Annotated in this window: 22 protein-coding genes; 7 read left to right on the plus strand and 15 right to left on the minus strand. The window is 65.5% G+C overall.

The annotated features are described in order from the left end of the window. Positions 1-106 precede the first annotated feature (106 nt). On the minus strand, positions 107-1,060 hold the full coding sequence (ytfQ, locus tag HCZ97_RS02955; protein WP_167687185.1) for a galactofuranose ABC transporter, galactofuranose-binding protein YtfQ: 954 nt from the start codon (positions 1,058-1,060) through the stop codon (positions 107-109). 717 nt (positions 1,061-1,777) lie between these two features. Here ytfQ and HCZ97_RS02960 point away from each other — a divergent pair. Further along, on the plus strand, positions 1,778-3,136 hold the full coding sequence (locus HCZ97_RS02960; protein WP_167687186.1) for a methyl-accepting chemotaxis protein: 1,359 nt from the start codon (positions 1,778-1,780) through the stop codon (positions 3,134-3,136). A 195-nt stretch (positions 3,137-3,331) separates the two neighbouring features. On the opposite strand, the gene aspS is transcribed toward HCZ97_RS02960, so the two are convergent. Continuing rightward, positions 3,332-5,113 carry an aspartate--tRNA ligase gene (aspS, locus tag HCZ97_RS02965; RefSeq protein WP_167687187.1) on the minus strand — a complete coding sequence of 594 codons (1,782 nt, stop codon included), beginning with the start codon at positions 5,111-5,113 and terminating at the stop codon, positions 3,332-3,334. 541 nt (positions 5,114-5,654) lie between these two features. Here aspS and HCZ97_RS02970 point away from each other — a divergent pair. The 3 genes from HCZ97_RS02970 to HCZ97_RS02980 all read left to right on the plus strand — a co-directional run bounded on the left by HCZ97_RS02970 (position 5,655) and on the right by HCZ97_RS02980 (position 11,560). Then, the gene (locus HCZ97_RS02970; RefSeq protein ID WP_167687188.1) at positions 5,655-6,893 is read left to right on the plus strand and encodes a cyclopropane-fatty-acyl-phospholipid synthase family protein; all 1,239 of its coding nucleotides are present in this window, start codon (positions 5,655-5,657) and stop codon (positions 6,891-6,893) included. Positions 6,894-7,367: 474 nt separating this feature from the next. After that, a complete protein-coding gene (gene carB / locus HCZ97_RS02975; RefSeq protein ID WP_167687189.1) occupies positions 7,368-10,664 on the plus strand; it encodes a carbamoyl-phosphate synthase large subunit in 3,297 nt (1,098 codons plus the stop codon). Positions 10,665-11,077: 413 nt separating this feature from the next. Further along, positions 11,078-11,560, plus strand: coding sequence for a pyridoxamine 5'-phosphate oxidase family protein (locus HCZ97_RS02980; RefSeq protein WP_368484311.1), 483 nt, complete (start codon positions 11,078-11,080; stop codon positions 11,558-11,560). Between the two features lie 102 nt (positions 11,561-11,662). On the opposite strand, the gene ampH is transcribed toward HCZ97_RS02980, so the two are convergent. Beyond that, positions 11,663-12,796 (minus strand): D-alanyl-D-alanine-carboxypeptidase/endopeptidase AmpH, encoded by a 1,134-nt coding sequence (gene ampH / locus HCZ97_RS02985; RefSeq protein ID WP_167687190.1) that lies wholly within the window; start codon positions 12,794-12,796, stop codon positions 11,663-11,665. Positions 12,797-13,374: 578 nt separating this feature from the next. On the opposite strand from ampH, the gene HCZ97_RS02990 reads away from it, so the two are divergent. Both HCZ97_RS02990 and HCZ97_RS02995 read left to right on the plus strand, forming a co-directional pair. Continuing rightward, positions 13,375-13,965, plus strand: coding sequence for a thymidine kinase (locus HCZ97_RS02990; RefSeq protein ID WP_167687191.1), 591 nt, complete (start codon positions 13,375-13,377; stop codon positions 13,963-13,965). Between the two features lie 101 nt (positions 13,966-14,066). Further along, entirely contained in the window at positions 14,067-15,080 is a 1,014-nt protein-coding gene (locus HCZ97_RS02995; RefSeq protein WP_167687192.1) for an alpha/beta hydrolase, read from the plus strand. Positions 15,081-15,198: 118 nt separating this feature from the next. Here the strand turns inward: HCZ97_RS02995 and HCZ97_RS03000 are convergent, their stop codons facing one another. Genes HCZ97_RS03000 through HCZ97_RS03015 form a run of 4 tightly spaced genes read right to left on the minus strand, consistent with a single transcriptional unit; the run spans position 15,199 to position 17,836 of the window. Continuing rightward, positions 15,199-16,158 carry a D-glycerate dehydrogenase gene (locus HCZ97_RS03000; RefSeq protein ID WP_167687193.1) on the minus strand — a complete coding sequence of 320 codons (960 nt, stop codon included), beginning with the start codon at positions 16,156-16,158 and terminating at the stop codon, positions 15,199-15,201. Then, positions 16,155-16,496, minus strand: coding sequence for a tRNA-binding protein (locus tag HCZ97_RS03005; RefSeq protein WP_167687194.1), 342 nt, complete (start codon positions 16,494-16,496; stop codon positions 16,155-16,157). The genes HCZ97_RS03000 and HCZ97_RS03005 overlap by 4 nt, the downstream gene beginning before the upstream one ends. Then, complete coding sequence (gene proC, locus HCZ97_RS03010; RefSeq protein ID WP_167687195.1) at positions 16,489-17,304, minus strand: pyrroline-5-carboxylate reductase; 816 nt, start codon at positions 17,302-17,304, stop codon at positions 16,489-16,491. The genes HCZ97_RS03005 and proC overlap by 8 nt, the downstream gene beginning before the upstream one ends. A gap of 31 nt (positions 17,305-17,335) precedes the next feature. Next, positions 17,336-17,836, minus strand: coding sequence for a YbjN domain-containing protein (locus HCZ97_RS03015; protein ID WP_167687196.1), 501 nt, complete (start codon positions 17,834-17,836; stop codon positions 17,336-17,338). 690 nt (positions 17,837-18,526) lie between these two features. Between HCZ97_RS03015 and cls the strand changes: the two genes are divergently transcribed. Beyond that, positions 18,527-19,981, plus strand: a complete 1,455-nt coding sequence (gene cls / locus HCZ97_RS03020; protein WP_167687197.1) for a cardiolipin synthase — start codon at positions 18,527-18,529, stop codon at positions 19,979-19,981. A 37-nt stretch (positions 19,982-20,018) separates the two neighbouring features. Here cls and HCZ97_RS03025 read toward each other — a convergent pair whose 3' ends face one another. From HCZ97_RS03025 to HCZ97_RS03060, 8 genes are all read right to left on the minus strand, one after another. After that, a complete protein-coding gene (locus tag HCZ97_RS03025; RefSeq protein ID WP_167687198.1) occupies positions 20,019-21,017 on the minus strand; it encodes an energy transducer TonB in 999 nt (332 codons plus the stop codon). Then, positions 21,014-21,406, minus strand: coding sequence for a biopolymer transporter ExbD (locus HCZ97_RS03030; protein WP_254871309.1), 393 nt, complete (start codon positions 21,404-21,406; stop codon positions 21,014-21,016). The genes HCZ97_RS03025 and HCZ97_RS03030 overlap by 4 nt, the downstream gene beginning before the upstream one ends. Positions 21,407-21,409: 3 nt before the next feature. Further along, positions 21,410-21,790 (minus strand): biopolymer transporter ExbD, encoded by a 381-nt coding sequence (locus HCZ97_RS03035; RefSeq protein WP_167687199.1) that lies wholly within the window; start codon positions 21,788-21,790, stop codon positions 21,410-21,412. A gap of 6 nt (positions 21,791-21,796) precedes the next feature. Further along, entirely contained in the window at positions 21,797-22,918 is a 1,122-nt protein-coding gene (locus HCZ97_RS03040; RefSeq protein ID WP_167687200.1) for a MotA/TolQ/ExbB proton channel family protein, read from the minus strand. A gap of 292 nt (positions 22,919-23,210) precedes the next feature. Then, a complete protein-coding gene (locus tag HCZ97_RS03045; RefSeq protein ID WP_167687201.1) occupies positions 23,211-23,963 on the minus strand; it encodes an ABC transporter ATP-binding protein in 753 nt (250 codons plus the stop codon). Continuing rightward, positions 23,960-24,925 (minus strand): iron chelate uptake ABC transporter family permease subunit, encoded by a 966-nt coding sequence (locus HCZ97_RS03050; protein WP_167687202.1) that lies wholly within the window; start codon positions 24,923-24,925, stop codon positions 23,960-23,962. The genes HCZ97_RS03045 and HCZ97_RS03050 overlap by 4 nt, the downstream gene beginning before the upstream one ends. After that, complete coding sequence (locus HCZ97_RS03055; protein WP_167687203.1) at positions 24,918-25,865, minus strand: ABC transporter permease; 948 nt, start codon at positions 25,863-25,865, stop codon at positions 24,918-24,920. The genes HCZ97_RS03050 and HCZ97_RS03055 overlap by 8 nt, the downstream gene beginning before the upstream one ends. Before the next feature lie 4 nt (positions 25,866-25,869). Further along, on the minus strand, positions 25,870-26,805 hold the full coding sequence (locus HCZ97_RS03060) for a siderophore ABC transporter substrate-binding protein (RefSeq protein WP_167687204.1): 936 nt from the start codon (positions 26,803-26,805) through the stop codon (positions 25,870-25,872). Positions 26,806-26,918 lie beyond the last annotated feature (113 nt).

Consider the following 26,918-nt stretch of genomic DNA (forward strand, 5'->3'; position numbering starts at 1 on the left):
TGTCGGGCCCGCTTGTCAAAGGGGCCGGGTCAGGCAGGCAGACCCCGCGCCGGGGCACGGGGTCCGCTTCGGGCAGCGGACGGGACTGGCCCGCCCGGCCCGGTGATCAATAGCCGAGATCCTTCTTGATCTCGTAGATCGCCTGGTTGTCGTCTTCCGCGGTGAAGAGCTTGGATTCCGTCTGGATCCATTTCGGCGGCGTGGTGCCATCGGCCAGGTAGGCTTCCAGTGCGTCAAGCGCGGGGCCTGCCATGTTGGGCGTCAGTTCGATGGTCGCGTTCATCTCGCCGTTGGCGATGGCCTGGTGGGCATCCGGCACGGCATCGATGGCGACGATCAGGATATCCTCACCGGGTTTCAGACCGGCTTCCTTGATCGCCTGGATGGCGCCGACGGCCATGTCGTCGTTATGGGCATAGAGGGCGCAGATGTTCTCTCCGCCTTCGGCCTTCAGGAAGCTTTCCATGACGACCTTGCCCTGGGACCGGGTGAAATCGCCGGTCTGCGAGCGGATGATCTCAAGGTTGTCATTGCCCTCGATCGCCTGTTCGAAACCGGTCTTGCGGTCGATGGCGGGCGAGGAGCCAGTGGTGCCCTGAAGTTCGACGATGGGGCAGTCTTCGCCGGCCATCTCATCGACAAGCCACTGACCTGCAACGGAACCTTCATGCACCAGATCCGAGGTGACGGCCGTCAGGTAGAGGCTTTCATCGGCATCAACGGTGCGGTCCAGCAGGACCACGGGGATCTCTGCATCCTGTGCCTCCTCAAGCACTTCGTCCCAGCCGGTGGCCACGACCGGGGCGATCAGGATCCCGTCAACGCCCTGGGCGATGAAGCTGCGGATGGCCTTGATCTGGTTTTCCTGTTTCTGCTGGGCATCGGCGAACTTGAGGTCGATCCCGCGGCTTTCCGCCTCTTGCTTGGTGACGGTGGTTTCCGCCGCCCGCCAACCGGATTCAGACCCGATCTGCGAGAAGCCGATGGTCATGTCAGCGGCCATGGCCGTGACAGGTGCGAACGCGACAACGCTCGCCAAAAGCGCTTGTTTGGTGAACATAATTTCCTCCCTAGAAGAGCATCTCCCTGCTCCTGAGAGGATTAAGTATTATTTTATTAGTTTTGTAAACAGGCTTTGTTCTGTTGGGTTTTTGGCCTGTATCACAAGCGATTAAGCGGAAAATGGCCGATATTCCGCCAAGTTTCCGCGATCCGCCAAACACAACCTATGGCAGATTTTCGACAAGCTGCACAGAGCGGGGCGACTCAGCGCGCGTGCCCCCTGCGAGTCCTGCGCGCTTGGGGTGAAAGACGCCCTGCCCCGGCGTGCGCAGGTCGCACCGCGAGACAGCCCAAGAACCAAGGGGTTTGGGCCCGCCTTTGCGGGCGGATTAAAAAAGGGTACCGGGGCGCGCGGGGGTGTCGCTGCGCCAACTGGGCCGAATCAGGGTCAAGTTGCTGGTTAACGGGGTTAATCCACCGCCTTGGCGACGTCTGCATCACGTCGGTATTACGTCGGTATCGCGTCGGTGCGCATGTCGGTATCGGGCCGGGTTAACGCAGCGCACGATGGCCCGACGCCCCCGCGGGAGGGCGCCCTGTGCCAGCCGCTTTTTACCGGGTGGGACGGGGATTTTGACCGGCGCATGTCAGGCCATTTCACTTCAATGCGATGCATTTCTCGGTGCGAATTCACCGGACAGTAAGTTTCGTCGGGCTTTTTGCGTACATCAGAGCCGCCTTCCGAGGTGGCGCAACTCGTGCCAAGGAGCCCGACATGAAACTTTGGTCCGCCTCCCGGACTCCGTCGCAGGAGACGATTTCCAACGATGAAGCCATCTGCCAGATGGTCGAGGCCACCCAGGCGGTCATTCATTTCAAGCCCGACGGCACCATCCTTCATGCCAATGCCAACTTCCTTGAGGCGCTCGGCTACCGGCTGGAAGAGGTCGTCGGACAGCATCATTCGATGTTCGTCGATCACGAATTCCGCAACAGTGAACAATACCGTAAATTCTGGGAAGACCTGCGGGCCGGCAAGTCTATCACCCGCCAGTTCCCGCGCATCCGCAAGTCTGGCGAGGTGATCTGGATCCAGGCCACCTATGCGGCGATCCGCGATGCGGAGGGCCGGATCACCCGCGTGACCAAGATCGCCAGCGATGTGACCATGCGGCGACGCTGCATCGAACGGGTCTCCCAGGCGCTGGAAGCGCTGGCAGAGGGCAATCTGAACGACCGGGTGCCCATGTCCGGGATCGGGGATCTGGATGTCCTCGCCACGGCCTTCAACGACTCTGTCGACAAGCTGGCCAGCATGATCAGCCACGTCGGCTCTGTCGCCGGAACGATCGAAGCGGTCAGCGGCCAGATCACCGCAACCGCCAACAGCCTGTCCAAGCGGACAGAGACCCAGGCGGCCACGCTGGAGCAGACCGCCGCCGCGGTCGAGGAACTGACCGCCAACGCGCGCGCCGCCACGGATAACGCCCGAGAGGTGGGCGTGGATGCGGGCAATACCCGCGCCTCTGCAGATGGCAGCCGCCAGCTGGTCCAGGACGTGACAGAGGCGATGAAACGCATCGAGGGATCCTCTGACGCGATTTCGCAGATCATCGCCGTCATCAACGAGATTGCCTTCCAGACCAACCTGCTGGCGCTCAACGCCGGGGTCGAGGCCGCCCGCGCGGGCGAGGCCGGGCGCGGCTTTGCCGTGGTGGCCACCGAAGTGCGCGCACTGGCCGCGCGCACGGCGGATTCCGCCAGCCAGGTGAAATCCCTGATCGAGCAAAGTACCAGCCACGTCGGCGAAGGGGTCAAGCTGGTGGACCGCACCAGCATGGAGCTGACGACGATCTTCGAAGGGGTCGGCAAGATCACCGACCGGATCGACGAGGTGGTGCGCGCCCTGGGCGAACAGACCACCACCCTGGGAGAGATCAACTCTGCCGTGAACCAGCTGGACCAGGTGACCCAGCGCAACGCCGCCATGGTGCTGGAATCCAATGATGCCACGCAGGAGCTGTCGCACAACACCGCGACCCTGCGGGAAAGCATCGCCGTGTTCCGCACGGATCACGCCCGGGGCGACCAGGGCTGGTCCTCTGGCGGACGCTCAAGCGCACGATCCGCCTGACCACGTCGGGGCAAGGCTCCGGCCGGCATGCCCTGTGATGTGGTCTCAGGGGGGGGGGTGAGCGCGGTCCAAACCGATGCGCTCCAAGTCAGCGCAAAGACCAGACGAAGGGGCTGAAATGCGAACACCCGGGCCCTTTCGGACCCGGGTGTCAGCATTTACGGCGCCGGTGCGATATTTACCGCACTGGTGCGATCACTCCTGCGGGATGACCCGCAGGTTCAGCTCCATCAGCTGCTCGGGCAGCGGTTCGGAGGGCGCTGCCATCATCAGGTCTTCGGCGCGCTGGTTCATCGGGAACAGGATCACTTCGCGGATGTTCTGTTCTTCCGCCAGCAGCATGACGATACGGTCGATGCCCGCCGCGCAGCCACCGTGGGGCGGTGCGCCATACTGGAAGGCGTTGACCATGCCGCCGAAGCGCTTGATCACTTCATCCTTGCCGTAGCCGGCGATCTCGAAGGCCTTGAACATGATCTCTGGCTTGTGGTTCCGGATCGCGCCGGAGACCAGCTCATACCCGTTGCAGGCCAGGTCGTACTGGTAGCCCTTGACCTCAAGCGGGTCGCCCTCAAGCGCCTCCATGCCACCCTGGGGCATGGAGAAGGGGTTGTGTTCGAAGTCCAGCTTGCCGGTTTCCTCGTCCTTCTCGTAGATCGGGAAGTCCACGATCCACGCAAAGGCAAAGCGGTTCTTGTCGGTCAGCCCCAGCTCTTCGCCGATGACGTTACGGGCACGGCCCGCGACGGCTTCGAAGGACTTTGGCTTGCCCCCCAGGAAGAAGGCCGCGTCGCCGACGCCAAGGCCCAGTTGCTGGCGGATCGCCTCCGTGCGATCCGGGCCGATGTTCTTGGCCAGCGGGCCAGCCGCTTCCATTTCACCGTCCTTGTCGCGCCAGAAGATGTAGCCCATGCCGGGCAGACCCTCTTTCTGGGCGAAGGCGTTCATGCGGTCGCAGAACTTGCGCGAGCCGCCGGTGGGCGCGGGGATGGCGCGGATTTCCGTGCCGTCCTGCTCCAGCAACTTGGCGAAGATGGCGAAACCGGAGCCGGCGAAATGCTCGGACACGACCTGCATCTCGATCGGGTTGCGCAGGTCGGGCTTGTCGGAGCCGTACTTCAGCGCGGCGTCCTTGTAGGAGATCTGCGGCCAGCTTTCCGGCGCATCGACCGTCTTGCCGCCGCCGAATTCCTCGAAGATGCCGCCGATGACCGGGCTGATCGTGTCGAAGACATCCTGCTGCGTGACGAAGGACATCTCCATGTCGAGCTGGTAGAAATCGGTGGGCGAGCGGTCCGCGCGCGGGTCTTCATCGCGGAAGCAGGGCGCGATCTGGAAATACTTGTCGAAGCCCGAGACCATCAGCAGCTGCTTGAACTGCTGCGGCGCCTGGGGCAGCGCGTAGAACTTACCCGGGTGCAGGCGCGAGGGCACGAGGAAGTCGCGCGCGCCTTCAGGCGAAGAGGCCGTGATGATCGGGGTCTGGTATTCGCGGAAGGCCTTGTCCCACATCCGCTTGCGGATAGAGGCGACCACGTCCGAGCGCAGCGTCATATTGCGCTGCATCTGTTCACGGCGCAGGTCCAGGTAGCGGTAGCGCAGGCGGGTTTCTTCCGGGTATTCCTGATCGCCGAAGACCATCAGCGGCAGTTCCTTGGAAGCGCCGAGCACTTCGATATCGCGCACGAAAACCTCGATCTCGCCGGTGGGCAGCTTGGCGTTCACCAGCTCCGCGTCGCGGGCCTTCACGGTGCCGTCGATACGGATGCACCATTCGGAGCGCACTTTTTCGACTTCGGCGAAAACCGGGCTGTCGGGGTCACAGAGCACCTGGGTGGTGCCGTAGTGGTCCCGCAGGTCGATGAAGAGGATACCACCGTGATCGCGCACCCGGTGCACCCAGCCGGAGAGGCGGACGGTATCGCCCACGTTGGCCTTGGTCAGGTCGGCGCAGGTGTGGCTGCGGTACTGGTGCATGGTTCTTCATTTCCTCTGGCATCGGGTCTGGGTGAGGCGCGCGGTGCCTCGGCTGAACCTGCGCCGGATCACATGGAGGTGGCCGAAAGTCAAGGGAGGCAGGCCCCACCTGCGCCACCTGCCCCGCAGGTCGCGGGGCCCGGGCGGAGGCTTCCGGCGCGCCCGGTGCGGCATTCGGCGGCCGGATCCGGGGGGCGCGAGGCCCCGGGGGCCACCCGCGGCGGGAGTCTCGGGCAGGCGACGGGGCGGTAGGAAAACGGCAGGGGTGGTTAACGCGGTCGGGCACATTTCGGGCCGGGAATGGAGGTTGGAGGCGGGTTGGCCCGCCAAAACGCTGCAAATTTCCGCACAAATCGTTCAATATCAAGGCAGTCGTGCAGTGAAGCACAATCCGCTCTGCTCAGACGCGATTTACTTTTTGTTTAGATTTGGCATTCTGCAGTCACGCGAAAGCGCCGGGAAAGCGGATCCTGGCTGACGCAAACTTCCGCTTCCCCGTCTCTCGCGCAAGGAAAACATCCCGGTCGAGGGGAGACGACGCATGTGGGAAAGTCTGCTCAATAAATTCCTGGAACGCGCCATTCGCAAAGGCAGCCTCGTGGTGACCTTTGCCGATGGTTCGGCCAAACGCTACGGCGGCGGGCCCGGTGCGCCGGACGTGGAGGTCACGCTGCATGACCCCGAGCTGCCCAAGAAGATGATCATGGATCTCGAGCTGGCGGTCTGCGAGGCCTACATGGACGAACGCCTGACCATCAAGGATGACGATCTTTACGGGCTGGTCAGCCTGGGCATCCTGAACCTGCGCGGGGCCAGCAAGGCCTGGTGGCAGAGGCCCGTGGGCCTGGTGCGCCACGGCTTGCGCCGGCTGGCGCAGTTCAACCCGGTGGGCAAGGCACAGCAGAACGTGGCCCATCACTATGACCTGTCAGGTGCGCTCTACGATCTGTTCCTAGACGCGGACCGGCAGTATTCCTGCGCTTACTGGCCCAGCCTCGACATGACCCTGGAAGAGGCCCAGGCGGCCAAGAAGGCCCATATCGCGCGCAAGCTGCGCATCGAGCCGGGCATGAAGGTGCTGGATATCGGCTGCGGCTGGGGCGGCATGGCCCTGACCCTGGCGCGGGATTACGGCGCGCAGGTGGTGGGCGTGACCCTGTCCAAGGAACAGCATGCTATCGCCGTGGAGCGGGTGAAAAGCGCCGGGCTGGAAGGCCAGGTCGACATCCGCCTGCAGGATTACCGCCACGTGGAGGAGCGCTTTGACAGGATCGTCTCTGTCGGCATGTTCGAACACGTGGGCGTGCCGCATTACCGCGAGTATTTCCGCCATGTGAAGCAGTTCCTGACAGAGGACGGGATCGCGCTGATCCACACCATCGGGCGCAGCGATCCGCCGGGCACCACCGCGGCCTTCATCACCAAGTACATCTTCCCGGGCGGCTATGTCCCCGCGATGTCCGAAGCCATGGCGGCGGTGGAGAAGGAACGGCTGGTGACCACCGATGTGGAGGTCTGGCGGCTGCATTACGCGGAAACGCTCAAGCATTGGTATGACCGCTTCATGGAAAACGCCGACAAGGCCGAAGCGCTTTACGATGCGCGCTTCGTGCGGATGTGGCGGCTGTACCTGATCGCCAGCGAGATGACCTTCCGGCTGAATGACCAGGTGGTCTTCCAGTTCCAGCTGGCCCGGGACCAGGAGGCCGTGCCGCTGACCCGTGACTACCTCTATGAACAGCCGGTGATGGAGCAGGTCCACGCGACGGCGGCGCAGTAGCGCGGGATAAAGCGGGAGCGCCGGGGAGCGGCCTGGCTTTTGGTGGTGTTTGTTCGGGGGTGTCTTTCCGGGCAGCGGTGGCGCGGGTTGAGGGCGCCTCCGGCGGGAGTTTTTCGGCAAGAAGAAAGGGCAAGGGCGCGCGCAGGCTGCTGGCGGGGAGCGGCTGGCTGTGGCCGGGTTTCCGGGTGCGTTTCCTAGACGGGCGTGGCGCGCGGGTCCGGGGACGGGAGGCGCAGCCGACGATGGGCGCGGCCCCCTCGATGGGGGGCAAGGCCATTTCGCCGGGGTGGCTTGCCGAGGGTGCGGCGGGGCCGCTTGACAGCTTGGCGAAATCTGCGCCCCGGAGTGCGACGGAATGTGCGGCTGGGCGTTGCGCCATTGGGGGTTGAACCCCCGCGCGTCATGGCTATAACCGCGACAATTTGCGCGGGGAGAGTCCTTTCCGCGTCGTTCGTCCCGCCAAGAGGTCCTGTCATGCCAAAGAGAACCGATATCAATTCCATCATGATCATCGGAGCAGGTCCCATCGTCATCGGACAGGCTTGCGAATTCGACTATTCCGGTGCCCAGGCCTGCAAGGCGCTGCGCGAGGAAGGCTACCGGGTCATCCTGGTGAACTCGAACCCCGCGACCATCATGACCGATCCCGGGCTGGCCGATGCCACCTACATCGAGCCGATCACCCCAGAGATCGTCGCCAAGATCATCGAGAAGGAGCGCCCCGACGCGCTGCTGCCGACCATGGGCGGGCAGACCGGGCTGAACACCTCTCTCGCGCTGGATGACATGGGCGTGCTAGAGAAATTCGGTGTCGAGCTGATCGGTGCGAACCGCCAGGCCATCGAGATGGCCGAGGACCGCAAGCTGTTCCGCGAGGCCATGGACCGGATCGGGCTGGAAAACCCCAAGGCCACCATCGTCACCGCGCCGAAGAAGGCCGATGGCCGCTATGACATCAATGCCGGCCTGGCCGATGCCATGGACGCGCTGGAAGACATCGGTCTGCCGGCGATCATCCGCCCCGCCTTCACCCTGGGCGGCACCGGCGGCGGCGTGGCCTATAACCGGGACGATTACGAGTATTACTGCCGCTCGGGCATGGAAGCCTCGCCCATGGCGCAGATCCTGGTCGACGAGAGCCTGCTGGGCTGGAAGGAATACGAGATGGAGGTGGTCCGCGACAAGGCGGACAACGCGATCATCGTCTGCTCCATCGAGAACGTGGACCCGATGGGCGTGCACACGGGCGATTCGATCACCGTGGCCCCTGCCCTGACGCTGACGGACAAGGAATACCAGGCCATGCGCTCGGCCTCGATCGCCGTGCTGCGCGAGATTGGCGTGGAGACCGGCGGGTCCAACGTGCAATGGGCCGTGAACCCCGAGGACGGCCGCATGGTCGTGATCGAGATGAACCCGCGGGTGTCGCGCTCTTCCGCGCTGGCTTCCAAGGCGACCGGTTTCCCGATTGCCAAGATCGCGGCCAAGCTGGCCGTGGGATACACGCTGGACGAGCTGGACAACGACATCACCAAGGTGACGCCGGCCAGCTTCGAGCCGACCATCGACTACGTGGTCACCAAGATCCCGCGTTTCGCCTTCGAGAAGTTCCCCGGCTCCAAGCCCGAGCTTACCACCGCGATGAAGAGCGTGGGCGAGGTCATGGCGATTGGCCGGACCTTCCACGAGAGCCTTCAGAAGGCGCTGGCCAGCATGGAAACCGGGCTGACGGGTCTGGATGAGATCGAGATCCCCGGTGCCGATGGCGGCGCGCCCGACGAGGCTGCGGTGATCAAGGCCCTGTCCCAGCAGACGCCGGACCGGATCCGGGTCATTGCTCAGGCCATGCGTCACGGGCTGTCGGATGACCAGATCCAGGGCGCGACCTCCTTCGATCCCTGGTTCCTGTCGCGCATCCGCGAGATCATCCAGGCCGAGGCAGAGGTCCGCGTCAACGGCCTGCCGGTGACCGAGGAAGGGCTGCGCCATCTCAAGATGCTAGGCTTCTCCGATGCCCGTCTGGCCGCGCTCTCCGCACGGGACGAGGACCAGGTGCGCCGGGCTCGCCACAACCTGGGTGTCACCGCCGTCTTCAAGCGGATCGACACCTGCGCGGCGGAGTTCGAGGCCCAGACCCCCTACATGTATTCCACCTACGAAGAGCCCATGATGGGCGAGGTGGAATGCGAAGCACGGCCCAGCGACAAGAAGAAGGTCGTGATCCTGGGCGGCGGTCCGAACCGGATCGGCCAGGGGATCGAGTTCGACTATTGCTGCTGCCACGCCTGTTTCGCGCTGACCGAGGCGGGGTACGAGACCATCATGGTCAACTGCAACCCCGAGACGGTCTCGACCGACTACGACACATCGGATCGCCTCTACTTCGAGCCGCTGACCTTCGAACACGTCATGGAGATCCTGCGGGTCGAGCAATCCAGCGGCACCCTGCACGGCGTGATCGTCCAGTTCGGCGGCCAGACCCCGCTGAAGCTGGCCAATGCGCTGGAAGAGGCCGGGATCCCGATCCTGGGCACCACGCCCGACGCCATCGACCTGGCCGAGGACCGCGAGCGGTTCCAGGACCTGGTCAACCGCCTGGGCCTGAAGCAGCCGCGCAACGGCATCGCCCACAGCGACGCGGAAGCGCTGGAAATCGCGCAGGAAATCGGCTTCCCGCTGGTGATCCGCCCGTCTTACGTACTGGGTGGCCGCGCCATGGAGATCGTGCGCGAGATGGAGGGCCTGAAGCGCTACATCCGCGACGCCGTGGTCGTGTCCGGCGACAGCCCGGTCCTGCTGGACAGCTACCTCTCCGGCGCGATCGAGGTCGACGTGGATGCGCTTTGCGACGGTGAGGACGTCCACGTGGCCGGCATCATGCAGCACATCGAGGAAGCCGGCGTTCACTCGGGCGACTCGGCCTGTTCGCTGCCGCCCTTCTCCCTGTCCAAGGAGATCATCGCCGAGCTGAAGGTGCAGTCCCGCGCGCTGGCGCTGGAGCTGGGCGTCGTCGGCCTGATGAACGTGCAATACGCGGTCAAGAAGAACGCCGAGGGTGGCGACGACATCTACCTGATCGAGGTGAACCCGCGTGCATCGCGCACCGTGCCCTTCGTGGCCAAGGCCGTGCTGAGCCCCATCGCCTCCATCGCGGCGCGGATCATGGCGGGCGAGAAGCTGAGCGCCTTTGACCTGGTCGATCCGCAGATCGAGGGCTTCGCGGTCAAGGAAGCCGTGCTGCCCTTCGCCCGTTTCCCGGGCGTCGACACGATCCTGGGGCCGGAAATGCGCTCGACCGGTGAGGTCATGGGCTATGACAAGAGCTTCGCCCGGGCCTTCCTGAAGGCGCAACTGGGCGCCGGCACCCTGTTGCCGCGCGAAGGCCGCGTCTTTATCTCCATCCGGGACGAGGACAAGCACGACGCGATGCTGGACGCCGCGCAGACCCTGACCGACCTGGGCTTTGAACTGGTGGCGACCAAGGGCACGGCGGCCTGGCTTGAGGCGGCGGGCCTGACCTGTGCGCTGGTCAACAAGGTCTACGAGGGCCGGCCGAACATCGTCGACCTGCTGAAGGACGATGCCATCGCGCTGGTGCTCAACACCACCGAGGGCGCGCAATCGGTTTCCGACAGCCGGGCGATCCGCAACATCGCGCTCTATGACAAGATCCCCTACTTCACCACCGCTGCCGGCTCCATCGCCGCGGTGCAGGCCATGAAGGCCCGCGAGGAAGGCGATCTTGAGGTCGAGAGCCTGCAGGAAAGCTGAGGCTGACGCCGCAGGCAAGCTTCTTTACAAGGAAGGGCGTCCCATCGGGGCGCCCTTCCTGCATCTGAGTGCCTTCATCTGACGGAGCCCGCCCCATGAACCTGTCCCTGCGCCTTGGCGCCCTGGCCCTGCTGATGACCCTGGCGGCATGCGACGTCCCGCTGGTGCCCCTGATCTGAGCCTGCCGGACCTGCATCACGCGGGTTGAAAGCCGGGCGACCCGAGGCCCGAAATGCCCGCAAGAGCAGGCACGGCGACCGCATCGAGCGGTCTTCGCGCCTTGGCGGCCCGGCCGCCTGCCCCGGCCCCACCGGCTGATCCTTGCCGGCACAGCCTAAGAACCTGAACATCCCGGGGAACATCCCCCCGCCCCTCTTCGTTGGATATGCAACGCCACCGAAAAGGAGGATATCGTGAAAGATTCCAAAAACAGCACCGCCCATGATTTCTGGAAACGCCTGGATGATGTCACAGCCGGTATGCTGAAGACCGGCCCAGAGGACTTTGCCCCCATGGCGCCGCATGGCGACGAAGAGGAAAAGGCGATCTGGTTCATCACCGCCAAGGGCACCGCGGCCCACCAGGCGGCCATCGAAGGGATGTCGACCCATTTCGCCATCTGCGACCAGTCTGCCAAGCTTCATGCCGTCGTGAAGGGCAAGTTGCAGGAAGTGAGCGACCCCAAGAAGGTGGATGAGCTCTGGTCCCGCGTGACCGGCGCCTGGTTCGAAGGCGGGCGCGACGATCCCGATGTGCGCCTGATCCGCCTGACGCCCTCCCAGGCAGAGGTCTGGCTGACCGATGGCGGCGCATCCTTCTTCTACGAGATCGCGCGCGCGAACATCCAGGAAGAGCACACGCCCGATGTGGGCACGCATGAGGTCGTCAACTTCTGAGGCCTTGCTGCCGCCGCGTGACACCTATGTGATCCGCGCGGAACGCAGAACGAAAACCACTTACGGTCAAGAAGGGGGCGGGATCACCGCCCCCTTTCGCATTCAGAAGCCGCTGATATCCGCCAGCAGGCCGTTGGCCACATCGGCCATCAGGTAGGCGGATTCAAAGGCATATTGGTTCATGGTGATCACCACGCCGGTGCCGCGCTCCGGCGCGAAGGCGACATAGGACATCTGCCCCTGCAGGGCGCCGGACTTTTGCAGGACAAAGGGATGATCCGCATTGGGATACATCGCCACCCAGCCCAGGCTCATGGCATCCATGTGGCCGGATTCATCCATCGACAGCACCGTGTGCTTGCCCTCTCGCTGGACGTAGACACCGTGATCGATGAAGCGCACCTCGCTGCTTTGCTGATCGTCCAGGTGCCAGGAGAGCCATTTCAGCAGGTCATTGGCAGAGCTGTAGAGCCCGCCGGAGCCAAGGATCACATCCCCCGTCGGCACCACGTCCATGGCAGAGCCATCCGGCGCATGGCCGATGAACATGTTGTCCCGCTGCACGGGCGCGAAACCGGTGGAGCCCATGTCGAGCGGCCCGAGGATCCGGTCCTGGATCAGCTCGGCGTAGGACGCCCCGCCGCTGTTGGAAAGCGCCTGTGCCAGAAGGTCGAAGCCAACGTTGGAATAGGTGATGGCCGAGCCCGGCGCGAAAAGCAGCGGTTGGTTTTCAAGATAGGTTTCGAAGGCCGCGAGGGTCACGGTGCTGAAGGGATCCTCTGCCGGACCCCAATCCTCGATCGCTTCGCGGGGCAGGCCCGCCGAATGGGTGGCCAGTTCGACCAGCCGGATATCGGGGTGCTGCGCGGCGGCCTCTTGCAGGCTGCCCTCCAGGTGATCGGCAAGCGGATCGGTCAGCCCGACCTCCTTCCCGGCAACGGCATGGGCAAGCATCTCTCCGGCGAAGGCCTTGGTGATGGAGCCGATCCGGAAGATCGTGTCGCCGTCCGGCGTGCCGCCCGAGGCGGTCTCTCCGAAGCCGGCGACATGGGTTTCGCCATTGCGGATGGCGCCAATGACGATGCCCGGCACGCCGGCGCTGAGATAGAAGATCTGGCCGGAGAAATCGACGGCATCCTCAAGCAGCGGATCGGCGGCCCGGGCGGGTTGAGACAGGAGCGTGGACGCCGCTGCGGCGATGAAAATATGTGAAGAGAAACGGGTTATTTTGTTCATGCTGATTACCAGTACCGTGAAAATTCAAAAACTGACCGGAAAATAGGCGGCGGCCTTCCGTTTGGGCAAGCCCCAATTGTGTGCGGGGGTCAATTGCCGGTTTGAAACTTGGACCTGCAGGTAGAGCTGGATCCGCGTAGAATGCGCCTTTGCACGGTGAAAGCCGCGTTTTGCACTGTATTTGCGAAAATGAGATCGGATTTACAGGCCCTTGGAATTCCGGTAGTACGTTTGGGGGGTGCCCGCCTATTCGGAGAAGAGTGGCGGGTTGAATGCGATACTGGGATTGCAGGGTTACCCAAGATCCAGCATGCGAAAACAGCCCGTCCGGAGCCGAGAAATCAGGAGGCGATAGAAGCGCCAGGCTCTCTTTAAAAATGGCCCCTTAAATGGGCCTCACGGATCCCACTATTCGGAGCATTTCAAATCTACGAAGCAGGCTTTGAGACCCGCTTTACGGATGCTTCCCGTCGCTCCTGAAAAGCCCTGGTAACCGGCATCGCGCCCTGACGGCCTCGGCACGGCCCCCGGCAGAGTATCTGCTTGTGCAGCATCGCGAAGCTTGGCAAATCCCGGTCATGGCCAAGCTCTACTTCCATTATTCGACCATGAACGCCGGCAAGAGCACCGTGCTCCTGCAGGCCTCTCACAACTATATAGAACGGGGGATGCAGACCTACCTGCTGACCGCGCGTTTCGACAATCGTGCCGGCGAGGGCCGCATTGCCAGCCGCATCGGCATCGGCGTGGAGGCCGATACCTTCGACGTGGAGGACGACCTGTTCGCAAAGATCGCGGCCCGGCTGGAGGCAGGCCCCTGCGCCTGTATTTTCCTGGACGAGGCGCAGTTCCTGACAAAGGATCAGGTCTGGCAGCTGGCCCGCGCGGTGGATGACCTGGGCGTGCCGGTCATGTGCTACGGTCTGCGGGTGGATTTTCGCGGCGAGCTTTTCACCGGCTCCGCGGCGCTTCTGGCCTTGGCCGACGAGATGCGCGAAGTGCGCACCATTTGCCATTGCGGGCGCAAGGCGACCATGGTGGTGCGGCGCGGGGTCGATGGCGCCGCCCTGCGCGAAGGCAGCCAGATCCAGATCGGCGGGAACGAGACCTATGTCTCTCTCTGCCGCCGGCACTGGCGCGAAGAAATGGGTGACGACGCCCCCTGCTGAGGGGCAAGCACGGACAGGAGAGGCGGATGCGACAGGCAAGCGGATCGAAGGGTCACCGGGTTTCAGGGCGCCGTTTTTCCCCGAGGCTGCTGGCAAGCCTGATGCTGGTTCTGCTGCTGCCCGCCTGCGCAAGGGCCGGGCTGGAGGATCTTGCCCCCCGCCCCGAAGAGGCCGTGCCGGACGCCACGATCCTGAGCGTCTATGCCGCCACCACCCGCTCAGAGGCCTCTGGTTTCGGGGGCGGCGCAGGGCTTGAAACCAGCTATTTCCGCTTCGACGTGGCCGTGCCGCCGGGGCTCGACAAGCTGACGCGAGGGTTGCCGGATCTTTCCGATTACCGGATCATGGAGCGCGAGCGGATGCCGCGGGATGGCTGGCTGCGCGCCGTGAAGGCGGCAGATGTTGCGGCAGGAGAGCCCACGCTGGGCGTCTTCGTGCATGGCTACAACATGGACTTTCAGAAATCGGTCTTCCGGCTGGCCCAGATCGCCGCGGACAGCGACAGCCGCGGGGTGCCGGTGCTGTTCACCTGGCCCTCGACCGGCAAGGCCACCGATTACCTGCAGGACCGCCCCGCCGCGCTGTTTTCCCGCGACGGGTTGGCAGAGCTGCTGACCGATCTTGCCAGCCAAGGCGAAGTCGTGACCCTTTTCGGGCATTCCATGGGTGGCTTCGTCAGCGGAGAGGCGCTGCGCACCCTGGGCCTGCAGGGCCGGCGGGACGTGCTGGACCGGATCGATCTTGTGCTGGCCGGGCCGGACATGGATCTGGCGGTATTTGCCGGGCAGATGCGCGCCATCCAGCACCTGCATGCCCCCGTGGTGATCCTGACCGCGGCCGATGACCGGGCGTTGGCGACCTCGGCCAGGATCTGGAACGGCAATACCCGGCTGGGGGCGCTGGATGCGACCGACCCGACGATCAAGGCCCTGGCAGAGGCCCATGATCTGCAACTGCTGGATATCAGCGCGGTGGAGGCCGATCCGCTGGGCCACCAGCGTTTCATCCGCCTGGCCCAGGTCTATTCCTGGCGGCGGGACGGGCCGCGGGACCTGACCCTGCCCGGCGCCTATGTCTATGACGCGCTGACACGGCACTTCGTGCATCTGGACTAGCGCGCAGAGGGGGCCGCAAGCGCCCTGGCCCCCGAAGGGGGACAGAAGGGGCGCCCCGGTCTCGATGGCCGGGGCGCCCCTCCCTTGCTGTTAATTGTCCGTCCTGAAGATGGCAGCATCAGTTCACCCGGTTGGGCACCTCTTCACCCGCGAAATGCGCGCGCAGGTTCTCTACCGCCATGGCGCCCATGTCCTCGCGGATATTCAGCGCGGCGGTACCCAGGTGCGGCAGCAGCACGGCGTTTTCCTGGGCGATCAGCGCCGGGGGCACGATGGGTTCGTGCTCATAGACATCCAGCCCCACCCCGGCGATCTGGCCGCCCTGGAGCGCGGCGATCAGCGCCGCCTCTTCCACGATGTCGCCCCGGGCGATGTTCACCAGGATCCCGTGCGGCTGCATCGCTGCAAAGACATCCGCGTTGACCAGGTGATGCGTCTCCGGGCTGGCCGGGGTTGCCACGACAAGGATATCGGCCCAGCCGGCCAGATCCCTGATCGTGTCGAACCGGGTCGCGGGATGCTCCACCTGCTTTTCGGAGCGGTTGAAATAGCCAACCTCCATCCCGAACCCCAGGTGGCAGCGCCGCGCGACCGCTTGGCCGATCCGGCCCATGCCGATCACGCCAAGCTTGCGCCCGGTCACATGGGTGCCCAGCATCTGCGTCGGGTGCCAGCCGCTCCATTGGCCCGATCGCACAAGGCGCTCTGCCTCTCCGGCGCGGCGGCAGGTCATCAGGATCAGCGTCATGGCCACGTCCGCCGTGGCATCCGTCACTGCGCCCGGCGTGTTGGAGACCGTCACCCCATGGGCGCGGCAGGCCTCTGCATCGATGTGGTTATATCCGACCCCGAAGTTCGCCAGGATCTTGCAGCGCGGGCGACCGAAATCGCGCAGCACCTCTTCCGTCACCATGTCGCCCAGGGTCAGCATCATGCCATCAAAGACCGCCAACCCCGAGCGCAGCTCGGCACGGGTCATCGGCTGGGTGGATTCCCGCACCTCTACCTCGAACAGGTCGGAGGCCGCGCGGATGGTGCCCGGAGGCATCGGGCGGGACAGCAGGACACGTTTCCTCAATGCATCCGCTCCCCTGGCGCCACCTCCTGGTCAGGGGCGATCAGGACGATCCCCCCTTCGCTGTCCGAAACGCCCAGTGTCAGCACCTCGGACATGAACGGGCCGATCTGGCGCGGCGGGAAGTTCACCACCGCCATGACCATCTTACCCACCAGGGTCTCGGGCGTGTAATGCGCGGTGATCTGGGCAGAGGTCTTCTTTTCCCCGATCTCCGGTCCGAAATCGATCCAGAGCTTGAAGGCGGGTTTGCGGGCTTCCGGGAAGGGTTCGGCGCGGGTCACCTTGCCGGCACGGATATCGACCTTGAGGAAGTCGTCAAAGGAGATCTCGTCAGCCATTTGCCAACTCCCGCGAACGATCCGCGGCGGCCGTCACCGCGCGCTTGAGCAGCGGCGGGAAGCCGGCGCCCTCATCCATCAGCACCTCAAGCGCGGCCTGGGTGGTGCCATTGGGGCTGGTGACATTGACGCGCAGCTGGGTCGGGCTTTCCTCCGTCCCTTCGGCAAGCGCCCCTGCCCCGGCAACGGTGGCCTTGGCCAGTTGTAACGCGAGCTCCGCAGAGAGGCCCTGGGCCTCGCCGGCGGCGGCCATGCTTTCGATCAGGTGGAAGACATAGGCAGGACCGGAGCCCGAGACGGCGGTGACCGCATCCATCTGCTCTTCGCTTTCCAGGCGGACGACCTGGCCCACGGCAGAGAGCAGCGCCTCGGTCAGATCAAGCGCGGCGGCGTCGACCTGGGCGTTGCCAATGATCGCGGTGATGCCCCGGCCCACGGCAGCGGGCGTGTTGGGCATGGCGCGCACGATCGGGGAGGAGGCGCCGAAGGCGGCCTCGAATGCGGCGATCTGGGTACCGGCCGCGATGGAGACGAAAAGCGTTCCGCCCCCGCCAAGCGCCTGCAGGGACGGCAGGGCCGCGCCCATCATCTGGGGTTTCACGGCCACGATGGCAACGGCGGGCGTGCCGGTGATCTCTTCATTCAGGTGAACGCCGGTGCCTTTCAGCCAGTCCGACGGATTGGGATCGATCACCCAGACAGATTGCGGCGGTACCCCGCTCTTGAGCCAGCCCGCAAGCATCGCGCCGCCCATCTTGCCACATCCCAGAAGCACGAGCCCCTTTTCGGCCACCACGTCCAGTACCATGTCACCCCCTATGGTTATTCGGGGGTCAGTGTTACGCCCGCCCGTAGGCCTCTGCAATGGCGACATCGAGAGAGGACCGGGCTGAGCGGCCTCCCCACACGTTCATCTGGAAAGCCGGGTAATAGCGCTCTGCGGACATGACCGCCGCAGAGATCAGCGTATCCACCTGTTCCGGGCTTGCCATCTGCTCACCCGAGAGGATCAGGCCATAGCGGTAGACCATGAGCTTCTGCTCTTCCCAGTAGGTGAAGCTGCCGGCCCAGAGCTGGTCATTGACCAGGTTGAGCAATTCGTAGAGCCCCGGAAGCGCCTCTGCGGGGGGCTCCATCTCGAAGGTGCAGATCATGCGCAGGGTTTCGTCGTAGCCGGACCAGGCGAGGGTCACGGAGTAGGTGCGCCACTGGCCTTCGACGGCCATCGCGATCTGGTCGTCGCCGATCCGGTCGAAGTCCCAGTCGTTGAGCTCGGCGAGCGTTTCGACGATGTCGATCGGATGCAGTTCTTCGGAAATGAAGGATTCAGACAATGCCATGGCGCCACCTCTTTTATGTGTAGCGCGTGGGGCTGGCAGCGCCCCAAGCGCTAGGTGCCTGCTCGAAGGACAGGGCGATTTCCCACATCCCATACCAGATATGGTGGTCCCGCGACGATGACCTGTAAAGACAATTCTTGGGGATAACCTCAATTTGTTGTGGATATGGCTGTGTACACCGCCACATATCGCACATTTGGATCGCAGCGGGATATCGGGGCCGTCGCATCGCCTAAAAGGCGAAAGCGGCGGGCCAGAACGCAGGATTCGCCGCGGTTTTGGCGGGGTTTTCGCCGCCGGAGGGGGGCTTTCGCATGGAACGCGGGCAGAGGACAGCGCAATCGGAGCAGGCTTCCCCAGTGTGACTTAGCCACCCCTGATCTGAGGCGAGCTGCCCGCGATTCGACCCCGCGAAAGCGCTTACCGCGCCACCACTTATGCGTGCATTCCGCACTCCGGGGACACGGAGACCGCACCCCCACGCGATGGCCCAAAAGCCGATCCGCTTTCCGGGGGCCCAGTGAAGGGACACTCCCTGCCCGGTCTCAGGGTATCATTGCCAAGGCTCCCGCGGGCGGCAGGCTGGCCACAGGCCATGGGGAATGCATGCAACGGGCCTTCTTAGAACCCTGACAACACGGTAGAGCTTTCACATCGGCCAGGTGGGGCCGGCGGGTGAAGGATGTCGTGATGGAAGAGTTTTCCTATTGGCCCCTGTTGGCTGTGCTCTACACGCTGGCACAGCTGGGGTTCCTGCTGCGTGCCCTGACCCGCCCGGGGCGTGCGCCCTCCTCCCGGCTGGCCTGGCTGCTGGTCATGCTGGCCGCCCCCGGTGTGGGCATGCTGGGCTACCTGTTCTTCGGAGAGACCAATATCGGCCGCAAGCGCGCCGCCCGGTACAAGGGGATCCAGGACTACGTGCGCCTGGGCGCGCAGCGGCAGGCCGAGGTGGTCGAGGCCGGGGCGCATCATGCCTCTGAAGAGGTGCGCCATCTGTTCAGCTACGTCGAATCCGTCTGCGGCTTCCTGCCCGTGCGGGGCAACACCGCAGAGCTTCTGGCGGATTCCGAGGCGGTGATCGACGCGATGGTCGCCGATATCGATGCCGCGCAGGATCATGTGCACATGCTGTTCTACATCTGGCTGGATGACGGCAGCGGGATCCGGGTGGCCGATGCGGTGATCCGGGCGGCCAAGCGCGGCGTGACCGTGCGCGCCATGGCCGATGACATCGGCTCGCGGCGGATGATCCGGTCGGACCACTGGAAGCGCATGGGTGCGGCGGGGGTCAAGCTGACCCGTGCCCTGCCCATCACCAACCCGCTTCTGCAACCGGTCCGCGGCCGGATCGACCTGCGCAATCACCGCAAGATCGTGGTGATCGACAATCGCATCACCTATTGCGGCAGCCAGAACTGCGCCGATGCGGCCTTTGAGGTGAAGAAGAAATACGCGCCCTGGGTCGACCTGGTGGTGCGCTTCGAAGGGCCGATCGCGATCGAGAACCAGGCGCTGTTCATCTCTGACTGGATGGCGCACCGGCGCGAGGACCTGCGCCCGATCCTGGATGCCGCCCGCCCGCCGCATCCGACCGGCGGCGTGCTGGCCCAGGTCATCGGCACCGGCCCCACGATCCATGCCGAGGCCATGCCCGAGATGTTCGAGCTGATGATCCACGCCGCCCGGGAAGAGCTGGTGCTGACCACGCCCTACTACGTGCCCACGGAAGCCATGCAATCGGCCATCTGCATCACCGCCCGGCGCGGCGTGAACTGCACCCTGGTCGTGCCGGCCCGCAACGACAGCTGGATCGTGGCCGCCGCCAGCCGCAGTTACTACGAGGATCTGCTGAACGCCGGGGTAAAGATCTACGAATACCCCCACGGGCTTCTGCACGCGAAGAGCCTGACTCTGGATGGCCATGCCGCCCTGATCGGATCGGCCAACCTGGACCGGCGCAGTTTCGAGCTGAACTACGAGAACAACATCCTGCTGGAAGACGTGGCGCTGACGACCGCCCTGCGCGAGCGCCAGCAAAGCTATATCGATGCGTCCCTGGCCGTCGATCCCGCCCAGGTCGCGCAGTGGCATTTCGGGCGCCGGCTCTGGTACAACACCGTCGCCATGCTGGGGCCGGTCTTCTGAGACGCGGCCCCCGGCTGGCCCTTGAAGAGGTCCGCTTCTAGCTGAAGCCCATCGGCAGGTTGAAGGTGTGGCTGGACTGGGTGATCCCTTCAGGCGCCGCGGGCATGCGGCCTGCCCGCCGGATCGCCTGAAGCGCCGCGCGGTCGAATTCCGCGTGGCCCGAAGAGCGCACCACCTTCGCCCCCAGCACATTGCCGTCCCGGGAGACCGTCAGCCGCACGATCACGCGCCCGCTCTTGCCGCGCATCCCGCCGGGGAAGCGCTTTTTCCGCTCGATCCGCACCCGGATCTGGTTGCCCCAGACAGCCTGAAGCCTGGCCGTATCGCCGCCGGAACCTGCCCGGACGCTGCCATTGTCGCGGCCGGCCTGTTGCGATCCGCCATTGCCTGCCGCGCGTTGCGTCGCTGCACCCGCGCCACCGGCCCGGCTGGCTTGCTGGCGCGGGCCGTCCTCTGCCTTCTCGGGGCGCTTGGCAACCTGGGGCGTGAAGTCCCGGGGCCGCGCCTGCGGGCGGCTGGAGGTCGTGGGCGTCATCTCGTTCAGCTGTTCCTGGGCCACCTCATCGGGCTGGTCCTCGGGGGTTTCCTGCGGTGTTTCCTCGGCCACTTCGGGCTCCGGTTCCGGCTGTTCCTCTGGCTCCGCCTCCGGTTCGGGGGGCGGGGGCACGTCCATTTCCACCTGCGGCAGGGCGGTGGTCTCCGGCATGGCGTCCGGCAGCGTGACACTGGGAAAGGCCGGGCGCGGCGCGGGCGGCGTGGGCGTGACGGGCGTGACCGGGCTTTGCATCGCCACGGGCTCGACGATCTCCACCTCTTGCGGGGTCTCGGTGACCTCGGGCGGGGTTTCCCATCGTTCGACCATGTCGACGGTACCCGGAGGCGCGCCCTGCAGGGTCACGAAGGCCTGCCCGCCCTGCCCGCCGGCATCGGTGCCCCCCTTATCCGGGACGCGGATCGCGAGCACCACGTGAAGGCCCACGGCCAGCGCCACGAAGGCGGTGCCTTCCGCCAGGCGTTTCAAGGTTGTGCCGGTCATTGCGGAGCCACCACTAGGGCGACGTTCTGCACCCCGGCCTCTGTCAGCTCGCGCAGAAGGCGCGCGAGGGCGGCGGCTTCGGTCTTGCCATCCGCGCGGATCTGGGGCGCGCCTTCCTTGTCGGCGTTCTCTGCCACGTAGGCGGCCACGGCATCGGCGCCGCGCAGCTCCTTGAAGCCCGCTTCGCCTTCGGAGGACAGGAAGAGCACGGCGGTCTCCTCGGCTTCCGCGCCTTCTTCGGCCTTGGGCGGCTCCACCTCGAAGGGTTCGGGTGGGGTGAGGCGCGAGGTCATCAGGAAGAAGATCAGCAGCAGGAAGACCACGTTGATCATCGGGACGATGGATTCGGCCCGTGGGCGGCGGGGCGGGGCGGTGAAATCAAGCGACATGGATCACTCCACCAGCACGAGGTTCGTGAAGCCGCCGGCGCGCAGAATGGCAGCCACGTCGACCACGCGTTGCAGCTGCGCCCCGTCGGCCCCCCGCAGGATGATCGTGTCCTGCGGCTTCTCCGTCAGCTCACCGATCGCGGTTGCCAGCTCTGCCTGGGGGATTTCGCGTCCGTTCACTTTCAGCCCTTCCGGCAGGATGTCGACAAGGCGCGGCGGGCCCTCATAGCCCTGCCCGGCAGAGGCCAGCGGCAGGGGCAGCACCTGGTCCGTGCCGAAACGCGAGGCCAGCATGAAGAAGACCAGCAGCAGGAAGACCACGTCGATCATCGGCGTGAGCGACGGCTTGCGGCGTGGCCTTGGCGTGGTGGACAGGAAACTCATGGCGGCTTACTGGGCGGCCAGTTTCGACACGTTCTCACCCATGCCCTGCCCCGGCAGATCGGCCACGAAGATTCGTGCAGAGAGGTCCTCCATGTCCATGCGCAGGTTCTCCACCACGGCTTCGAACCAGGTCAGCGCCATGGAGGCTGGAATCGCCACGGCCATACCGGCAGCGGTGGTCAGCAGCGCTTCCCAGATACCGCCGGCCAGCAGCGAGGGATCGGCATTGGAACCGGCGGCCTGAAGGGCCTGGAAGGCCGCGATCATGCCCATCACGGTGCCGAGCAGACCCAGCAGCGGGGCGATGGTGGAGATAAGCTCAAGCGCGCGCAGCGCAGAGCCCTGCGCCCCAAGCAGGCGCTTGGCGATGCGGGAGGTTTCCTCTCGCGCGGCGTCTTCGTTCAGGGACAGGCGGGCGCGCATGGCGGCGGTCACCAGGCGGGAGCGCACGCCTTTGCGGTCCTTGACGATGGTGAGGGCCAGAGTGGCGTCGCCCTCTTCCCAGGCTTGCACGGCGCGGCGCGAGGTGCGGCGCGACCAGGCGCCTTCCAGCACCAGGCGCCAGATCTTCCACAGGATAAGCGCCACGGTCACCACGGAGAGGGCCGCGATGGCCCAGATCGCCGGGCCGCCGTTAACTAGGAACTCCATGCCCCGGCTGGAGGCATCTTCGACCACTTCCACCAGGGTTGCAGGCTGTTCGGGAGCCGCCGGCTGCGCGGCGGGAGCCGGTTCACTTGCCGTGTCGACAGCGCCATCGGTCGCGGGCTGCTCGGCTGCGGGCGCTTCGCCTGCGGGATCGGTTTGCGTGCCGCCCACACCGGCCTGCGCCGGGCTGTCCACGGCAGTGGGCGCGGCCTCCTGCGTTTCACTTGCGGCCCCTTCCTGCGGCGCATCGGCGGCAGGGTCGGCAGCGGGGGCGTCGACCGTGGGGGCCTGCGTGGGTTCGGGCGTCACGGCCGGCTGTTCGACGACGTCGCCGATGACCGGCGCGCTGTCGCTGGCCTCTGGCGCGGATTGCGCCCAGGCGGGACCAGTGAGCGCCGCTGCCGAGACCACCGCCGAAATCGCTGCCGTCCGGGCGAGGGTCAGAAAGCCCCTGGAGCCCTCCGCGTGAAGCCTTGCCATGTCCAAACTCCTTTCGGAAACCGATGACGCCGCGCGCCCTGTTTCACAAGTAAAGACCGAAGGGCGCGATGCCTTCGGCGCTATCATCCACCGGGTGAAATGACGCCTGCCGCTGGCATGGGGACGGGAAGGTCCGCACGCTGCTGCGGCGTCATTCACGAAATGCTGGCACCACGGGTGAGTGATCGAGGAAGAAACCCCCACGGTGGCTGGCGTCGACCACGGGTTAAGATAACCTAGTAATACAGTCAACTATATTCCGATGGATGCCGCCGCCCGGGCGAAACCGCCGTCAGACCATCACGTAAGGGCGGTCCCCGATGAGTGAAATGCGGGCGTCGCTGCCGAAGACATCAGCCAGCAGGGCATCGTTCACGACCTCCACCGGGGTCCCCTGGGCTGCGATGCGCCCGTCCTTCAGCGCGACGATCCGGTCGGCAAAGGCCGTGGCGTAGTTGATGTCATGCAGCACGATGACGATGGTCTTGCCGTCTTCATCCGCCATCTCGCGCAGCAGCCGCATCAGGCTGCGGGCCCCGGCGATGTCGAGGTTGTTGAGCGGCTCGTCCAGCAGCAGGTATTCGGTGTCCTGGGCAAAGGCCATGGCCACGAAAGCGCGTTGGCGCTGCCCGCCCGAGATCTCGTCCAGGAAACGCTCTGCCATCTCCGACAGGCCGAAGCGGTTGATCGCGGTTTCGACAAGCGCATGGTCCGCGGCGGTGGGATGGCCCTGGTGCCAGGGATAGCGCCCGAAGCCCACCAGTTCGCGCACACGGAGACGGGCCGAGACGTGATTGCTTTGCGCCATGATCGCCAGCACGCGGGCCAGGTCCCTGTCAGAGGCCTGACCGATTTTGAGGCCCTGGACGTCGATCTCTCCACGCTGGATGCGGGTGAGTCGGGCGATGAGCGACAGCAGGGTGGATTTCCCCGCCCCGTTCGGCCCCACCAGCGCGGTGATCCCGCCCTTGGGCAGGTCCAGGTCGATGCCGGTCAGGATCTGGTTGCTGCCGATGCTGTGATGCAGGTCGCGGATACGGATCATGCGCGTCGCCTTTTCAGAAGGAGCGCCAGGAAGAGCAGCCCCCCGATGAGTTCGATGATGACGGAAAGCGGCGTGGACAGGTCCAGCAAGCGCTCCATGACGGTCTGCCCGCCGACAAGGATCAGGCAGCCGGTCAGCGCGGCCGAGGGCAGCAGGACGGCATGGCGCTCTGTCGGGGTTAGCACATGGGCCAGCGCGGTGACGATGAGCCCGAAGAAGCTGCCGGCCCCGCCGCCCATGCCCGACATCGGCCCGACCAGCGCCGTCGCGGCGGCCACAAGAATGCAGATCAGCACCAGCACCTGGGCCTGCCCCTGCGCGGGACGTGCGCCCAGGCCGGTGGCCGGAACTTCCCCCAACCCCAGCACGTCGAGCCGGGCGCGCATCCGCCAGGCCAGCAGCACCGCCGGCACCGAAACCAGCGTGGCGAAGCCCAGCAGCGCCGGTTCGACACTGGTGAAGCGCGCAAAGGAGATGGACTGCACCATCTGGAACTCTGCCGGATCGATCAGGCGCTGGATGAACTCCGTCACCGACCGCAGGAGCGTGCCGAAGATGATACCGGTCAGGACCAGCCGCATCATGTCGCCCCGCGCGCCCTTGCGCAGCAGCGTGAACAGCCCCAGGCCCAGCAGCGTCATGAGGCTGACGTTGATGGTGAAGATCAGCGCGGTGGGCATTCCGGCATACCCCGATGAGCCGAAGACATGCACCATGATCGTCAGCACCAGCATGTAGAGCGCATCGAACCCCATGACCGAGGGCGTCAGGATCCGGTTCGCCGTGATGGTCTGGAACAGCACCGTGGCGACCGACAGGCAGACCCCCACCAGCAGCATCGCCGCCAGCTTCGTGGCGCGGAAGGGCAGCAGGAATTCCCAGGCCGCCCCGGCGCCCGCGAAGACGTAGATCGCGGCAAGGCTCAGCAGGGCCAGCGACAGGAGGGTGATGCGCCTAGCCATGCCGCGGCTCGCTGTAGAGCAGGAACAGGAAGACCCCTGCCCCGGCGATCCCCACGAGGGAGGCGACGGGGATCTCGAACGGGGCGCGCAGGACGCGGCCCAGGATATCCCCGCTCAGCACCAGCATCGCACCGGCATAGGCCGCCACCGGCAATGCACGTCGCAGGTTGTCGCCCATCCGGCGGGCGACGATGTTGGGCACAACCAGCCCCACGAAGGGGATGGCCCCCAACGTCACCACGACCATGGCCGTGGTCAGAGAGATCGCCGCAAGCCCAGCCCCCGTCACCAGCCCGACGTTGACACCCAGCCCGCGCGCGGCGTTTTCGCCCAGGCCCAGCACCGTGATCCGGTCCGCGATGAACCAGGTCAGACCGGCGGCGAAGGCCCCGACCCAGAGCAGCTCGTACCGCCCCTGCAGCACACCTGAGAGCTCTCCGGTCAGCCAGGCGCCGAGGAACTGCATCATGTCGCCTTGGTAGGCGAAGAAGGTCACGAAGGCCCCGATCACGCCGCCGTACACCAAGGCCACAAGCGGCACGAGAAGCGGCTGCGTGGGGGGCAGCGGGCGGATCAGAAGCAGCAGGCCGGCGCTGCCGACAAGCGTTGTCAGGGCGGCGATGCCCATCTTCGCCCAGATCGCCGTGGCCGGGAAGAACAGGGTGGAAATCAGGATGCCAAGAGCCGCGCTCTGGCCCGCGCCGGCCGTCATCGGCTCCACGAAGCGGTTGCGGGCAAGGATCTGCATGATCTGGCCAGAGACCGCCAGCGCCGCGCCGGCCAGCAGGGCCGCCAGCGTGCGTGGCAGGCGGCTGACCAGCAGAAGCTGCTGACCCTGGGGATCGGTCAGAAGGTCCCGGAAGGTCACGGGAACGGCGCCGATGAACAGCGACAGGACCGCCAGCGCCGCCAGCGTGAGAAGAGCCAGGGTCCAGCGCATGTGGTCAGGAACCGCCTGCGGTCAGGGCCTTGGTGATCTCGTCCAGCGTGAAGAGCAACGATTGCACGCCGCCGGCAGAGACATAGGCCGCCGGCGGGGACAGGTAGATGACCCGCCCCTCCTGCCAGGCCTTGGTGTTGTGGACCAGCGCGTTGTCGAGCGTGGCTTCAGCGGATTGGGCGCCCTCGCCCACCGTGGTACCGCGGTCGATCACCAGAAGCGTGTCCGGATCGGCCTGGGCGACATATTCGAAGGAGACGGGCTCGCCATGGTTGGAGGTCTGGATCCCCTCGACCGCCTGCGGCCAGTCCAGCCGCTCATGAAGCCAGCCGAAGCGGCTGCCCCGCCCGAAGGCCGAGATCTTGGGACCATTGGCCAGCAGGATCAGAGCCCGCCCGCCCTTGTCCGCCACGGCCTCGCGGGTGGTCTCCAGTGCCGCGTCCAATTGCGTCTGAAGCTCTGCCGCCTCTGCCTGCTTGTCGAAGATCGTACCGTAGGCCGCAAGCCGGGCTTCCCCGTCCCCGAAAGCGTCGGGCCCGATGGTCATGTCCGCCACCGGTGCCAGGCGGCGCAGCGCCTCTGCCTGGGCAGCGGCACGGGAGCCGACGATGATCAGGTCCGGACGCAGGACCGCCAGTTTCTCGAAATCCGCTTCGAAGATCGTGCCCACGGAGGGGACGCCTTCCATCTGCGGCTCAAGGAAGTCGGTGTAGAGCGGCGTGACGATCCCGTCCGGCTCAACCCCGAGGGCGCTGAGCGTGTCGATCGCGGCGATATCCAGCACGGCGATGGTCTGCGGCGGCTCCGGCAGCTCCATCGACCCGGTGGCCGTCTGGAAGGTCACCAGATCGGCCATGGCCTGCGCGCCGAGAAGCCCGAGACCAAGGGCAAGAAGGGTCGCGCGAGCGGCCTTTACGGGGGTTCTGGCGGTCTGGGTCATGGCTTTCACCTGGCTGAAAAATGGCGCGATATCCGGCCCGCCCCGCAGGGTAGGCAGCGTTGCGTTCGGGGCTAACCCGTTGCCAACAAGGGGTCAAGCTCATACCCTAGTAA

Source organism: Pseudooceanicola sp. HF7, from assembly GCF_011806405.1.
Taxonomy (GTDB): Bacteria; Pseudomonadota; Alphaproteobacteria; order Rhodobacterales; family Rhodobacteraceae; genus Pseudooceanicola.